The sequence below is a fragment of the Rhizobium sp. NXC14 genome (assembly GCF_002117485.1).
Classification (GTDB): Bacteria; Pseudomonadota; Alphaproteobacteria; order Rhizobiales; family Rhizobiaceae; genus Rhizobium.
The window spans coordinates 2,557,026-2,570,378 of the sequence record NZ_CP021030.1 but is presented as its reverse complement, the minus strand read 5'-3'; the positions used below and the strand labels follow the sequence as shown (position 1 = coordinate 2,570,378).

The following is a 13,353-nucleotide window of genomic DNA, read 5'->3' as shown; positions in this document are numbered from 1 at the left end:
TGATGACCGATGAAGCCAAGCTGGAAACTCTGCGGCGGGAAATTGCCGCCTGTCGCGTCTGTCGCGACGCCCCGGCAAGCGGACCTCAGCACCGACTGCCGCACGAGCCGCGGCCGGTGGCGGTGATCTCTTCGCGTGCACGCATCCTGATCGCGGGGCAGGCGCCCGGCCTTCGGGTGCATGAGAGCGGTCTGCCGTTTGACGATGCATCGGGCGACCGGCTGCGGTCATGGCTCGGCGTCGACAGAGCAAGCTTTTACGACCGCAGCCGATTCGCCATCGTGCCGATGGGCTTCTGCTTTCCTGGCTACGACGACAAGGGCGCGGACCTGCCGCCCCGCCGCGAATGCGCTCCGGTCTGGCGGCAAAGGGCGATCGCGGCAATGCCGCAGATCGAGCTGGTGCTGGCCGTCGGCCAATATGCGCAGGTTTGGCATGTGGCTGACGAGAGACGAGGCAATATGACGGAGACCGTGCGGGCTTGGCGTGACAGCCTCGTGTCCGGCCGGTCCCCGGCGGTGCTGCCGCTGCCGCATCCGAGCTGGCGCAACAGCGGCTGGCTGAAACGCAATTCCTGGTTCGAGCAAGAATTGCTTCCTGTGTTGCAGGAGCGGGTGAAAATGCTGCTTTCCTGAAACAAAATTCTTTTCCTCGCGCGGAATCGGGTTATACAAAGAAAATAATTCGAAAGGACTGACGTGCGCATGGACCGCCTCGACCGAAAAATACTGCGTCTGCTGCAAGAAGATTCGACCCTTGCCGTTGCTGACCTCGCCAAGAAGGTGGGGCTTTCGACGACGCCCTGCTGGCGACGCATTCAGAAAATGGAGGAAGATGGCGTCATCAAGCGTCGGGTCGCCATCCTCGATCCGGAGAAGGTCAACACCAAGGTCACGGTTTTCGTATCGATTCGCACGGCGACTCATTCAATCGAGTGGCTGCGCCGCTTTTCCGAGGTGGTCGCCGAATTCCCCGAAGTGGTCGAATTCTATCGAATGAGCGGCGATGTCGACTATCTCCTGCGAGTCGTCGTGCCCGATATCGCCGCCTACGACGCCTTTTATAAGCGGATGATCGCCAAGATCGAGATTCGCGACGTCTCCTCCGCCTTTGCGATGGAGCAGATCAAGTATTCGACGCAGCTGCCGCTCGACTACATGATTCTTGAGAACGCCAAATCCAACGAAGATTGAAGTCGCCAATAGGTTGCGACCGACCGCTGGCCGGCAGTCGCATATACCGCGTGGGATTCGCCCCGGAACCCCGGTCTCTGAGGCGATTCGCCCGCACGCAGGAATGCGGCGCCTGGAAGCGGCTTTCGAAGAATGTGGCTCTAGCTGCAAAAGAAAGCCGGAAAAATCGCGAGAAAACGCTTCAGTTTCACCAAAATGCTAGAAAAATATATAGCCTGGTAACGATTGCGCAGCTATGATGTGTGGCATCAATGAGCATCCTGTCATCATTTTGACTCATTGGTATCGAAATCAGAACACCATTTTCTACACCGCTACCTTGTATAGGTTCATTAGTTGGCGGTAGAGTTTGATGTGCTTCACCATTGTGTTCGGCGGGGTCGAACGATGGAGATTTGAGAATGCGGCATAGCGTTTGCGGCTTGCGATGGAGGTTTCCATTGCGGGGCCGTTTTGTGCGTTTGTCATCTAATTATTTGAATTGTTGTATAAAAATCACGTTGCTGGCGAAAGTTGCTCCAGCGAACCCCTCTCGGATATATTGAGAATTGCTTGAATGCGCCTTCTGTGTGATGACGGTTCGGCGGTTCGATCGATCCGCACGCCGAGATGGCTGTTCAAACTGGGCCGGCTTCAAATTGACTACCCGATGAGACGTCAGCCCCGATCGACAAAGGAATGGATTGGTAAATGAACATCAGAATGGTTTTGCTCGCATCAGCAGCAGCATTTGCTGCATCGACGCCGGTTCTTGCTGCTGACGCTATTGTTGCTGCTGAGCCGGAACCGGTTGAATATGTTCGCGTCTGCGACGCTTACGGCACCGGCTACTTCTACATCCCGGGCACCGAAACCTGCCTCAAGATCGAAGGCTACATCCGTTTCCAGGTTAACGTTGGCGAAGACGTCGGCGGCGACTCTGACTGGGATGCAGTCACCCGCGGTCAGGTTCAGTTCACCGCCAAGAGCGACACCGAATATGGTCCGCTGACCGGCGTCATCGTCATGCAGTTCAATGCTGACAATGCCACCGACCAGGAAGCCAAGCTCGACTCCGCTTACCTCGACGTCGCGGGCTTCCGCGCCGGTCTGTTCTACAGCTGGTGGGACGATGGTCTCTCGGGTGAAACCGACGACATCGGCTCGATCGTAACGCTGCACAACTCCATCCGTTATCAGTACGAAAGCGGCGACTTCTACGCTGGTCTCAGCGTCGACGAACTGGAAGACGGCTTCTACAAGTCTGGCGAAGGCCCGAACAACGTAGGCGTTGCCTTCGGTCTCGGCGGCAAGGCTGGCGCCTTTAGCTACCAGCTCACCGGCGGTTGGGACTTCGACAACGAAGACGGCGCTATCCGTGCAATGGGCACGGTTGACATCGGCCCCGGCACGCTCGGCCTCGCAGCCGTGTACTCTTCCGGCCCGAACTCCTACTACTCCGCAGCTGAATGGGCTGTCGCTGCCGAATACGCTATCAAGGCAACCGACAAGCTCAAGATCACTCCTGGCGTCCAGTACTACGGCGACTACTACGTTGCTGGCGACGACTTCAGCGACGGCGATGCCTGGAAGGTCGGTCTGACGGTTGATTACCAGATCGTTGACAACTTCTACGCCAAGGCTTCGGTTCAGTACCTCGATCCGGAAGACGCTGACGACTCCACGACGGGCTACTTCCGCCTGCAGCGTTCGTTCTAATCCAATTGGTGAGTGTCCCCGGTCTTCGGGCCGGGGACGCTTAAAATCAGTTTCTGATCCGAGTGACCTCCAGCTACGGGGACGGGTCCGGTCTTCCCTGCCGGACCGTCCTTGCAGTGTTTTTGACACGCGCTCTCGTGGCTGCATTTCGGAGCACTATCCAGGTAAGCCGAACCGGCATATTGTGTATCGCACGTCGGCATCCTGCAGGCCTTGATTGAGGCCATTCTTATTCTCAAGAGAGTTTGGGTTGACATTGGGCATTGGTTGGCTTTGCCGCGACGGTTCGTGGAAAGAAGAATCCAATGCCGACAATGTGATTACAGCTTTGCTGGAGAGAGAGATACAACCCTTTCGGGGCGGCATTCATTCATACTCTCGGCTTGTTCGCATGGATGATCTCAGCAACTTTGATATTTTGCAGCCGTCGTTTCCAGCGGTGGTTTTGCTTCTGCCAGTCGCAATCTGAAAATACCGCGCTCAAAGCGGGTCAGTCGCCTCGAGGACGGGCTTGGCGCACTGCTGATAGAGCGTTCGACCCGTCACTTCCGGGTGACAGAGATCGAGCTTTTTACGAAAGATGCCAGACCATTCTGCAGGAGGCCGATCGCGCCAAATCGATCGTCACCGAGAAAGTCCGTCGCTCATCGAACGTATCGGCGGTTTAAATTGCGTCGACGAGCTCGCCGAGCTTCCGACGCTGGCGATGACCCCGTGGGTGTCGTTCCATAGTTGGGAACTCATCGGTCCGAATGACGACAATTCACGATGCCGCCTGCGCCGGCCTCGGCTTCGAGCTTCTGCTCGAAAGCGCGTGCGAGGTGAATCTGCAGGCCGGCAGGCTGGTGCGGGTGCTGCCGAATGGCAGTCGGAGGAAAGCCAGTTTTATATCGTCTTCACGACGGCCAAGGCCATGTCCCCGGCAGTCAGAGTGCTGATCGACTTTCTGGTGGAAAAATCCAGGCCCCATTGACGACGAGGCGAAATCCTCAGCGCTATTTCAGCCGCGCCAACAGCTTTTCACCGCTCAGCTCCCTGACCGCATCCCTGCCGATCCAGCGGGCGGTTTTATCTGGACGTTCAGCCAGCAGCTTCGCCAACCCCAGCGCCGGCCCATGGCAGGTGCGATTGCGCTTTCCGATGCTGCGCAGTGCCCAACTGACCGCCTTGCGAACGAAGCTGCGGGAATCGCCGGAATGCGCCTCGATCAGCGGCAGCCAGGAAAGGATGGCCATATCGATCTCGCCCTTTCGATGGACGGCGGCGCCAGCGATCATTGCAAAAGCGGCGCGACGGACAAATTCGCGCTCTTCGGCAGCGAATTCCGGAATGAGCTCGTCCAGGCCCGCCTCGACGAAGAGATCGGCAGAGCAGTCGACGATTTCCCAGGAGTCGAAATCATGAGCCCAGTTTCTTGCCTCTTCTAGCGTCAGCCGCTTCGGCTCGGCGGTATAGAGAGCGAGCAGTCGAGCCTCGCGGATATTGCTTCGCCAGAGCTGCATTGCCCTGAGGTGATTCCTCTTCGCCAATCTGGCGACTGCCCTGATATCAGGATTGGAAATTCCGAGGGCGCGGTCGGTGACGATGCCGAATCGCGCCATTCCGGCGGCATTCTCCTCCGAGCGCAGCGTTTCGAGATGCGCGATCAATTCAGCCGGATCGGAGGAGGGACCGATCATTTCTCAAGCCGGGCGAGCAGCGAGGAGGTGTCCCAGCGATTGCCGCCCATTGCCTGCACGTCGCCGTAGAACTGGTCGACGAGGGCGGTGACCGGCAGCTTGGCGCCGTTGCTGCGCGCTTCGGCGAGCACGATGCCAAGATCTTTCCGCATCCAGTCGACTGCGAAGCCGAAATTATATTTGCCGGCATTCATGGTCTTGTGGCGGTTTTCCATCTGCCAGGAGCCGGCCGCGCCTTTCGAGATTACCTCGACGACCTTTTCAATATCGAGGCCGGCGCGCTTGCCGAAGTGCAGCGCTTCAGAAAGCCCCTGGACGAGGCCAGCGATGCAGATCTGGTTGACCATCTTGGTAAGCTGTCCGGAACCGGCCGGCCCCAGGTGGCCGACCATGCGCGCATAGGCGTCGATCACCGGCCGGGCTCTCTCGAAGACGGCTTCATCGCCGCCGCACATGACGGTCAGCACTCCGTTTTCGGCGCCGGCCTGGCCGCCGGAGACTGGAGCGTCGATAAAATCCACACCCTTTTCCTTTGCCGCGGCATAAAGCTCGCGGGCGACTTCGGCGCTGGCGGTGGTATTATCGATCAGCACGGAACCCGGCTTCATGCCGTGCAGAGCCCCGTTCTCACCCGAGGTCACCGAACGGAGATCGTCGTCATTGCCGACGCAAACGAAGACGAAGTCGGCGCCAGCCGCAGCCTCTGCCGGTGTGGGCGCGGATTTGCCGGAGAATTTCTCGGCCCAGGCAGCGGCTTTCTCGGCTGTGCGATTGTAGACGGTGACATCGTGGCCGCCCTTCGTTTTCAAATGACCGGCCATGGGGAAGCCCATGACGCCGAGACCGATGAACGCGACTTTAGCCATATGTCCTATCCTTATCCTGAGTGAGAGGCCTTGAGGATTAACCGAAACGGCGCAAGCAGAAAAGCCGTGAAGACGGACTTCCTTCCGGTTGGCGCATATGAGGCTGGTCTCCATTCAGCCGAGCCCTAGATGGGAACGACGAATAACGTTTCCCGAGGGGTGACATGAACGAAGTTCCAACGATCGAGCCACGTCGCAAGGGCCGCAGCGGCACCCAGGCGATGCTTATTCCGTCGCGGCAGATGATCGAAGATCAGATTCGATTGGCGCCTGAAGGTGTTCTTACTGAGGCCGGCGTCCTGCGCCGCCGGCTCGCGGCCCAGTACGGAGCGGATGCCTGCTGTCCGGTGACGGTGCAGCGGCATTTGCGTGCGATCGCCGAATTATCCTTCGGCGCGCTGGAGAAGGGCGAACCGCTTTCGACGGTGACGCCATATTGGCGCATGGTCGATCCGGCGAGCCTGCTTGCGAAACGTCTTGCCGGCGGGCCCGGCTTCATTCGCGAGCAATTGGCTGCCGAACGTCGAGAGAAGTAGCGAGGCAGAGCGCGAGGAACTCCGCCTGATCGCGATTCCGGGCGAGTTTACCGAAGGCGGCATGGGAAGAGCCCTCACCACGTCAAACGCGAAAAAATATTCCGCGAACGGCGCAACAATGGCAAACTCGTATTATCGATATAATCTGTAGTCTATGTCAGTATTTGTGCGAATTGGGGGCCGGCTCTGGAACGGAGCGTGATAACCGCCGTCGACCGACAGGACATTCAAATGCTCAAGCGTAGACAGGCGCCCGGACCATTTTCGCACCGCCACCGCGGCCCTTCCGAGCATTCGCATGGCGGCGGTGTGCAGCCATGCCAGGCTCACCGCGCGAGCTGATCTTCGAATTTCGCAGTAAAGGACCGTTTTCATGACCGCCACCTCTGATCCCATCAATTTTCTCTGGTTCATCCCTACATCGGGCGACGGCACTTATCTCGGCTCTTCCGACCTCAACCGGGCGCCGGAGATCGGCTATCTCACCCAGATCGCGCAGGCCGTAGACCGGCTGGGCTATTCTGGCGTGCTGTTGCCGACCGGGGTTGCGTGCGAGGAATCCTTTGTGACGGCAGCCGCACTGGCGGCAAAGACCGAGAAGTTGCAGTTCCTGGTGGCGATCCGCCCGGGCACGGCATCGCCTGCCTATTATGCGCGTCTTGCGACAACGCTCGACCGCATTTCCAACGGCCGCCTGCTGCTCAACATCGTCGTGGGCGGCAGCCCGGCGGAGCTTGCCGGCGACGGCATCCATCTCGAGCATGACGAGCGCTACGCCCATGCCGAGGAGTTCTTTACTGTGTTCGAAGAGCTGCTGGACAAGGGGACGGCGAGCTTCGACGGCAAATACATCAAGGCGACCAATGCGCGCCTCGGCTTTCCCTCGGTGCAGAACCCGCGCCCGCCGCTTTATTTCGGCGGCTCGTCGGATGCCGGCATCGATTTCTCGGTCGGCCGCGTCGACAAGTACCTGACCTGGGGCGAACCGCCGGCGCAGGTGGCCGAGAAGGTCACCAAGGTGCGCAAGGCGGCTGCTGATCGTGGCCGCGAGGTGACCTTCGGCATCCGCCTGCATTTCATCGTGCGGGAAACGGACGAGGAGGCATGGGAGGCGGCCGAGCGGCTGATCCGTCATCTCGACGACGAAACGATCCGCGAGGCGCAGGAGCGCTTTGTCCACGAATCCGATTCAGTCGGACAGAAGCGTATGGCCGCTCTTCACGGCGGCCGCCGCGACAAGCTTGAGGTCTCGCCGAACCTATGGGCCGGCGTCGGCTTGGTGCGCGCCGGCGCAGGCACCGCGCTTGTCGGCTCTCCGAAGACGGTGGCTGCCCGCCTGCGCGAATATCAGGGACTTGGCATCGACACAGTGATCGGCTCCGGCTACCCGCATCTCGAAGAGGCCTATCGTGTGGCCGAGCTGCTCTTCCCCGAGCTCGGCATTACTCGCGAGCAGCAGCGTCTGGCATTCAACAATGAATTCGGCCGCAAGCAGATATTCGCCGGCGGCAGCCATGGCGGCAACCTGAAAGTCGTCTCAGGCTCCTGAATTCAAAAAGATGCAGAGCATGTATCGCTGGAAGCCGTCAGCGGTTTCCGGCGTTTTTCCGCATGTCGGTTGCCCTTCAGGCTGGCGAGTCGCAATTATACATAGTCGATGGGCTATGCTGGATGTGTTCGTGGCTTTTCGATTGTTGTATGCTCGCGGGCTGGCCCCAGTCTTTTCCAATCCATTTGTCGCTTTCTATGTCGCTTGACATACGTATATCTCGATGGCTATATGTTAATTCATAGCTGTACAGGTATGTGTCTTCATGTCGAACGCTCAGGACGTGCTCTTCAGGACGCTTGCGGATCCTACCCGGCGCGCGCTTTTCGAGCGGCTGTGCCGGGAAGGGGAGAAGACGGTCGGAGCGTTGACGGCGCAGGCCGGGGTCTCGCAGCCGGTCGTTTCGAAACATCTTGGGCTGCTGAAGAAAGCCGGCCTGGTGCGCGACCGTCATGAGGGGCGGCAGACGCATTACAGCGCGCAGCTCGGCGCGCTTGCGCCGCTCGTCAACTGGACGAGCGAGATGGCCGGCTTCTGGCAAAGCCGCTTCAATGCCCTCGAAGATTTGTTGAAGAGGATGGATCAATGACAGACATATCGACCGAAGCACGTTCCGTCGTCATCGAGCGGGAGATGCCTTTTCCGGCGGAAAAGATCTGGCGGGCGCTGACCCAGCCGCACCTGATTCAGGAGTGGTTGATGAAAAGCGACTTCAAGCCGGTCGTCGACCATCGCTTTAACTTCAACGCCGATTGGGGTGCGGTCGAATGCCGCGTTCTGGAAGTCGAGCCCCACAAGACCCTCGCTTACAGCTGGGGCGCCTATGGCCTCGAAACCGTCGTGACCTGGACGCTCACATCCACGGGCGCGGGTACGCATCTGCGCATGGAGCAGTCGGGTTTCCGGGCGGATCAGCGGCAGGCCTATGGCGGCGCCAGGAGCGGGTGGCCGCAATTCTTCGACAAACTGGAGCAGGTGTTGGCGCGGATTGACTGATCCATCGCCAAGCGGGCGGGCCGTCGCGCTGATTTCGAGGAGCTTCATTGAACTTGAACAACTGGTTTCGGCAGGTCCACCGTTGGCTGTCCGTTGCCTTTACGCTGGTCGCCATCGCCAATATCATCGCCATGGTGCAGGAGGAGTCGGCGGTCTGGATTGGGCTCTTGGCGCTGCTGCCGCCCGGGCTGCTTCCCGTTGCCGGTCTAACCCTTGTTCGTGCTGCCATATGCCGCGACACGGAGGCATCGGCGGTTAGGAGGAAATCTATGACGGGCAGAACGTCGAAAGGCGCGGAGAAGGTCACGAAAAAGACCGCCAAACCGGCGGGGGCGGCGCCGAAGCTTCTGTCGGGCGGCAACCCGCAAATCCCCAAGGGTTACGGCGATGCGCCCGTACAAGCCTACATCGCCGCCATGCCGGACTGGAAAAATGAGATCGGGCGTCGCCTCGATGCGCTGATCACCAGAACCGTGCCCGGCGTCTGCAAGGCGGTCAAGTGGAACTCGCCCTTTTACGGCATGGAAGGGCAGGGTTGGTTCCTCGGCGTCCATTGCTACGCCAGCTATGTCAAGGTGGCCTTCTTCAAGGGCGCGTCGCTGCATCCTCTGCCGCCAGGCGAGTCCAAGCAGAAAGAGGTGCGTTACCTCGATATCCGCAAGGACGATCCCTTCGACGAGGCGCAAGTCGCCTCCTGGGTAGAGCAGGCGAGCCGGTTGCCCGACGAACGGATGTGAGGTTTTGATGCGCGGCGACGGGAGAACGACAAAGATGAAGGAGGCCACGGCAACCATGAAGAAGACGGATTCCAAGGAAGGGAACGGGCAAGCCTCTCCCTCTCAACTGATTGATGCGAGGATCGAGGAGCTCAAGGATTGGCGCGGCGACATGCTCGCGCGGGTCCGCGCGCTCATCAAGCAGGCCGAACCCGAGGTGGTCGAGGAATGGAAGTGGCGAGGGGTTCCGGTGTGGGAGCGCGCCGGCATCATCTGCACCGGTGAGACCTATAAGAGCGTGGTCAAGCTTACCTTCGCAAAAGGAGCCTCGCTTGAGGATCCGAACGGGCTTTTCAACTCCAGCCTCGACGGGAACACCCGGCGCGCCATCGACTTTCATGAAGGCGACGAGATCGACGAGGAGGCGCTGAAGGCGCTCATTCGAGCCGCGGCAGCGCTGAATACGTCGGTGCGCGCGGCCGGCTCGCGGAAGAAATCAAGCAGCGCGTGACGGGTCATCCGGCCGCGTTAGTGAATTGGGCATGCCTTGCGTTCGAGAAAGAGCTCGAGATTGCCGAGGCCGATCTCGGTGCCCTGAAGGCGAGCGCCGTTGTCGGCGTAGCCGTCGAGGAAAACCACTTGCTCGGTGAAGACCATTCTGGTGCCGCTGGGTTCGACGTTGAAGGCGACGGTGACGAGCGAGGCTGAGATGCGGGTTTGGCCGAGCTTCATCTCATAGGCATAGATGATGCGGGTATCCGGCACGATATCGATGTAGTGGGCGTCATAGGCGTGCAGAAGCCCATCGGTGTCGGCGGTATAGTTCCTCTCTGTGCCGCCCGGCCTGAAATCGAGCGCATATTCCAGCGGCACCCATTCGCCGTGGCAGGCAAACCATTGCCGCTTCGACTCCGGCGTCGACCAGGCGCGAAAGACCCGGGCGACGGGCGCCTTCAGGCGGCGCTCGATGACGAAGGTGGTATGTTCGGCAGAGCGTGTCGTCATTCGGGGAGGGTCTCCGGCTCATCGGCGAGAAATTGATCCAACCTGTCAAAGGCGGCGTTCCAGCGGGTCTTTCGCTGTTCCACCCAGCGCTCGATAGCGGCGAGCGCATCCTGCTGCAGGCGATAGGTTCGCACCCGGCCGGATTTTTCGGACAGCACGAGGCCGCTCTCCTCCAACACCTGCAGATGTTTCATCACCGTCGGCAGGGCGACGGCGAGCGGTGCGGCCAGTTCGGTGACCGAGGCCGGGCCGCGGCCGAGGCGGTCGATCATCCCGCGGCGGCTGCGGTCGGAAAGCGCGTGGAACATGCGGTCTAGATCCGCCTGGTTTTCGATCATTCCGCCGCATCCCGAAAGCGGGCGGGCAGCCTGTCCTGATAGGGATAGAACTTGAAATAAGGGCGGGCCTCTTCCAGCGCCCTGGCGAAGGACGGGCGCGCCAGCAGCCTGTTGTAATAGGCGCCAAGTTTCGGCTGCTCCTGTGAGAACGGGACCAGCGTCTCGGCATAGAAGAGGGCCGGGGCTGCAGCGCAATCAGCCATGGTGAAGGCATCGCCTGTTATCCAAGGGCTTTCGCCCAGCTGCTTTTCGATCATCGCATAGGCAGTGGTGAGCGTCGCTTTGCAGGCGGCCATCTCTATTTCGTCTGCCGTGCCCTCTGGACGCCGGCGATGGCTGACGAGGGTCTGCATCGGCACCTGGACATATTGGTCGAAGAAGCGGTCCCAGAGGCGGACCTGCAGCGCCCGATCGATCTCCAGCGGCAGCAGGCGCACGGGGCCGGGATAGTAATGGTCGAGATATTCGATGATGATCGTGGTTTCGGGAATGGTGCTGTCGCGCGCCTCGTCCCTCAACAGAGGCATCTTGCCGATTGGCCAGAAGCGGAAGAGATCGGCGCGCGAAGCCTCGTCGGACAGATCGACGAGGCGATTTTCGAACGGAGTCGTGTTTTCATAAAGCGCGATCAGCACCTTGTGGCAGAAGGAGGCGAGCGGATGCCCATAGAGCACGAGCGACATGCGGCGACCTTTCTTATCCGGTAGAAAACTTTACCGAATGACTAAGTATCAGGTCCGAAAGCGCCGCGCAATACATACTTCGCTAGTCGTGCGACTATTCCCTCAGCCGATGTATCGAGCGATCACCAGGTGGCCCGGTGTCGGCTGACCGTCTTCCATGCGGACGTTGATCTCTGATACCTCGACGAGTTCGAAACCGGTCGCCGTCAGACGTTCCCTGACATAGGTATCGGCATGGGCGAAGCGCTGATGCGGCCCGACCATGTAGGCGCGGCCGGCAAGCGTCTCTTCGGGCAGGGTTTCGGAGGAGAAGATGAACAGACCGCCCGGCATCAGGTTTTCGGCGGCGCCGAAGAAGAGCGGTTCGAGCGCACCGAGATAGGGGAGCACGTCTGTGGCGGTGATGAGGTCGAACGCCTCCTCGTCGTTGTCGTCGAGGAAATCCTCGACCTCGGCGACGAATAGCGTCTCGTAAAGATCTTTTTCATGCGCGATCTCGACCATCTTCTCCGATATGTCGATGCCGGTCATGTCCTCGCACAGGTCGCGCAGCGCACCGCCGGTGAGACCGGTGCCGCAGCCGAGATCGAGCAGCCGCTTGAACGGGCCGAGCTTCAATGCCTGCAGGCGCTGGCGCACCAGCATCGGCACGTGATAGCCGAGTTGCTCGACGAGTACGTCCTCGAACACCTCGGCATGCTGATCGAACAGCGTTTCGACATAGGCGTCAGGAGCCTTGACCGGGATTTCGCCGCGGCCCATCGCGGCGATGCGCACGGCGGCTCCGCCGTGATCCTCGGGATCGATCGCCAAAACGTCCTGGTAGGCCGCCACCGCCGCGTCGACATCACCGGATTTCTCCAGCGCCAGTGCGCGGTTGTAGGCCTCGGCAAGGGCTTCTTCGTTGATCTTCTTTGCCATCGCGGTCCATGTCCTTCTGTTTTCAGGCATGGCTCTACGGCGGCTTTCGATGTTTTGCAATGGCGCGGCTACAGGCGCAGAATGGCCGAAAAGAAGACGACGGGAGGAAATGCCATGGAAGCGGAGCAAGACAGGATGCGACCGGCAAGGGAAGAAGAGGGTGAGCGCCCCTTGCTGCTGCCCACGACGCCGGGCGAGATCACCAATACACTTAGCCACTATTACCGCGGCGAGCTCGGGCGGATGACGAGCTGGCGCGACCGCATCGACCGGACGTCCAACTGGGCGATCACCGTGGTGGCGGCGCTGCTTTCGGTGTCGTTGTCGACGCCGACCTCGCATCACGGCGTGCTGTTGTTCGGTATCATGCTGGTGACGCTGCTTCTGATGATCGAGGCGCGGCGCTACCGCTTCTTTGACATCTACCGTGCCCGAATCCGGCAAATCGAACGAAACTATTTCGCGCAGATCCTGGCGCCTGACGCGGCGGCCCGGGGCGAATGGGCCACGGTCATCGCCAACAGCCTGCGCAAGCCGCGTTTTCTGCTCAGCTATCATGAGGCGATGCACCGGCGGCTTAAGCGTAATTACGGCTGGATGTATTTCATCCTGTTTCTGGCATGGTGTCTGAAGATCACGACGCCGAAGCTACAGACGGAGGGCATGCCAGCGCTGCAGGCGCAGTCTTGGACCTATGTCATCGACAACGCAGTGCTCGGGCCGGTTCCCGGCCTTGCCGTCATCATCGGCGTCGTCGTCTTCTACCTCGGCATCCTCGTCTTCGCGCTGCGCCCGGACCGTGACGAAGGCGAATTCGGCCACGGCGAAGCGCATGTCTGACGCGCTCAGATCAGTGCAGGATGAACTCGCCCTTCAGCGCCCGCCACTCGGTGGCCGAGATCAGCTTGCGGTGGACGTAGCGCACCGAATGCAGCGGTCCGTCGAGCTTTTCCTGCCAGAACTTCAGGAAACCGCGCATTTCGGGAAAATCAGGGGCGAGGTCATAATCCTGCCAGACATAAGTCTGCAGGATCGTAGGGTGATCCGGCAGGCGGTAGAGGATCTGGGCAGTTGTCAGACCGTAGCCCTGCAGTTGCTTTTCCATGTCCTTGTGCATCGTATTCAGCTTCTTCTCGTTCCCACTCGCGCTTTATTAGCGCTAGGCGAAATGGA

At 60.1% G+C, this 13,353-nt stretch carries 17 protein-coding genes and 1 pseudogene; 11 read left to right on the top strand and 7 right to left on the bottom strand.

What is annotated here, in order from left to right; translation table 11 throughout:
* Positions 1-2 precede the first annotated feature (2 nt).
* The 4 genes and pseudogenes from NXC14_RS12685 (at position 3) to NXC14_RS12665 (ending at position 3,864) form a co-directional block, all read left to right on the top strand.
* Entirely contained in the window at positions 3-635 is a 633-nt protein-coding gene (locus tag NXC14_RS12685; RefSeq protein WP_085778434.1) for a uracil-DNA glycosylase family protein, read from the top strand.
* A 69-nt stretch (positions 636-704) separates the two neighbouring features.
* Positions 705-1,193 (top strand): Lrp/AsnC family transcriptional regulator, encoded by a 489-nt coding sequence (locus NXC14_RS12680; protein ID WP_004678404.1) that lies wholly within the window; start codon positions 705-707, stop codon positions 1,191-1,193.
* Between the two features lie 690 nt (positions 1,194-1,883).
* Positions 1,884-2,891: a porin gene (locus NXC14_RS12670; RefSeq protein WP_085778433.1), complete on the top strand. Its 1,008-nt coding sequence runs from the start codon at positions 1,884-1,886 to the stop codon at positions 2,889-2,891.
* 391 nt (positions 2,892-3,282) lie between these two features.
* Positions 3,283-3,864, top strand: a pseudogene (locus tag NXC14_RS12665) (LysR substrate-binding domain-containing protein).
* Positions 3,865-3,886: 22 nt separating this feature from the next.
* On the opposite strand, the gene NXC14_RS12660 reads toward NXC14_RS12665, so the two are convergent.
* Entirely contained in the window at positions 3,887-4,570 is a 684-nt protein-coding gene (locus NXC14_RS12660) for a DNA alkylation repair protein (RefSeq protein WP_085778432.1), read from the bottom strand.
* On the bottom strand, positions 4,567-5,436 hold the full coding sequence (locus NXC14_RS12655; RefSeq protein ID WP_085778431.1) for an NAD(P)-dependent oxidoreductase: 870 nt from the start codon (positions 5,434-5,436) through the stop codon (positions 4,567-4,569). Before NXC14_RS12655 ends, NXC14_RS12660 begins: the two co-directional genes overlap by 4 nt.
* A 164-nt stretch (positions 5,437-5,600) precedes the next feature.
* On the opposite strand from NXC14_RS12655, the gene NXC14_RS12650 reads away from it, so the two are divergent.
* The 6 genes from NXC14_RS12650 to NXC14_RS12625 all read left to right on the top strand — a co-directional run bounded on the left by NXC14_RS12650 (position 5,601) and on the right by NXC14_RS12625 (position 9,744).
* Positions 5,601-5,972 carry a hypothetical protein gene (locus NXC14_RS12650; protein ID WP_085778430.1) on the top strand — a complete coding sequence of 124 codons (372 nt, stop codon included), beginning with the start codon at positions 5,601-5,603 and terminating at the stop codon, positions 5,970-5,972.
* A gap of 373 nt (positions 5,973-6,345) precedes the next feature.
* The gene (gene ssuD, locus NXC14_RS12645; protein WP_085778429.1) at positions 6,346-7,521 is read left to right on the top strand and encodes an FMNH2-dependent alkanesulfonate monooxygenase; all 1,176 of its coding nucleotides are present in this window, start codon (positions 6,346-6,348) and stop codon (positions 7,519-7,521) included.
* Positions 7,522-7,786: 265 nt separating this feature from the next.
* On the top strand, positions 7,787-8,110 hold the full coding sequence (locus tag NXC14_RS12640) for a metalloregulator ArsR/SmtB family transcription factor (RefSeq protein ID WP_085778428.1): 324 nt from the start codon (positions 7,787-7,789) through the stop codon (positions 8,108-8,110).
* Complete coding sequence (locus NXC14_RS12635; RefSeq protein WP_085778427.1) at positions 8,107-8,517, top strand: SRPBCC domain-containing protein; 411 nt, start codon at positions 8,107-8,109, stop codon at positions 8,515-8,517. The genes NXC14_RS12640 and NXC14_RS12635 overlap by 4 nt, the downstream gene beginning before the upstream one ends.
* Before the next feature lie 269 nt (positions 8,518-8,786).
* Positions 8,787-9,254, top strand: a complete 468-nt coding sequence (locus NXC14_RS12630) for a DUF1801 domain-containing protein (RefSeq protein ID WP_085780096.1) — start codon at positions 8,787-8,789, stop codon at positions 9,252-9,254.
* A 34-nt stretch (positions 9,255-9,288) separates the two neighbouring features.
* Positions 9,289-9,744: a DUF1801 domain-containing protein gene (locus NXC14_RS12625; protein ID WP_085778426.1), complete on the top strand. Its 456-nt coding sequence runs from the start codon at positions 9,289-9,291 to the stop codon at positions 9,742-9,744.
* Between the two features lie 17 nt (positions 9,745-9,761).
* Here NXC14_RS12625 and NXC14_RS12620 read toward each other — a convergent pair whose 3' ends face one another.
* The 4 genes from NXC14_RS12620 to NXC14_RS12605 form a co-directional block, all read right to left on the bottom strand.
* Positions 9,762-10,238, bottom strand: a complete 477-nt coding sequence (locus NXC14_RS12620; protein WP_085778425.1) for an SRPBCC family protein — start codon at positions 10,236-10,238, stop codon at positions 9,762-9,764.
* A complete protein-coding gene (locus NXC14_RS12615; RefSeq protein ID WP_085778424.1) occupies positions 10,235-10,576 on the bottom strand; it encodes a metalloregulator ArsR/SmtB family transcription factor in 342 nt (113 codons plus the stop codon). The genes NXC14_RS12620 and NXC14_RS12615 overlap by 4 nt, the downstream gene beginning before the upstream one ends.
* Positions 10,573-11,259, bottom strand: coding sequence for a glutathione S-transferase family protein (locus NXC14_RS12610; RefSeq protein ID WP_085778423.1), 687 nt, complete (start codon positions 11,257-11,259; stop codon positions 10,573-10,575). The genes NXC14_RS12615 and NXC14_RS12610 overlap by 4 nt, the downstream gene beginning before the upstream one ends.
* 102 nt (positions 11,260-11,361) lie before the next feature.
* Positions 11,362-12,180 carry a methyltransferase domain-containing protein gene (locus NXC14_RS12605; protein ID WP_085778422.1) on the bottom strand — a complete coding sequence of 273 codons (819 nt, stop codon included), beginning with the start codon at positions 12,178-12,180 and terminating at the stop codon, positions 11,362-11,364.
* Positions 12,181-12,294: 114 nt separating this feature from the next.
* Here NXC14_RS12605 and NXC14_RS12600 point away from each other — a divergent pair, with 114 nt between their 5' ends.
* Positions 12,295-13,020 carry a DUF2270 domain-containing protein gene (locus tag NXC14_RS12600; RefSeq protein WP_085778421.1) on the top strand — a complete coding sequence of 242 codons (726 nt, stop codon included), beginning with the start codon at positions 12,295-12,297 and terminating at the stop codon, positions 13,018-13,020.
* A 10-nt stretch (positions 13,021-13,030) separates the two neighbouring features.
* Here the strand turns inward: NXC14_RS12600 and NXC14_RS12595 are convergent, their stop codons facing one another.
* Positions 13,031-13,297, bottom strand: a complete 267-nt coding sequence (locus tag NXC14_RS12595; protein WP_085778420.1) for an usg protein — start codon at positions 13,295-13,297, stop codon at positions 13,031-13,033.
* Positions 13,298-13,353: the final 56 nt, after the last annotated feature.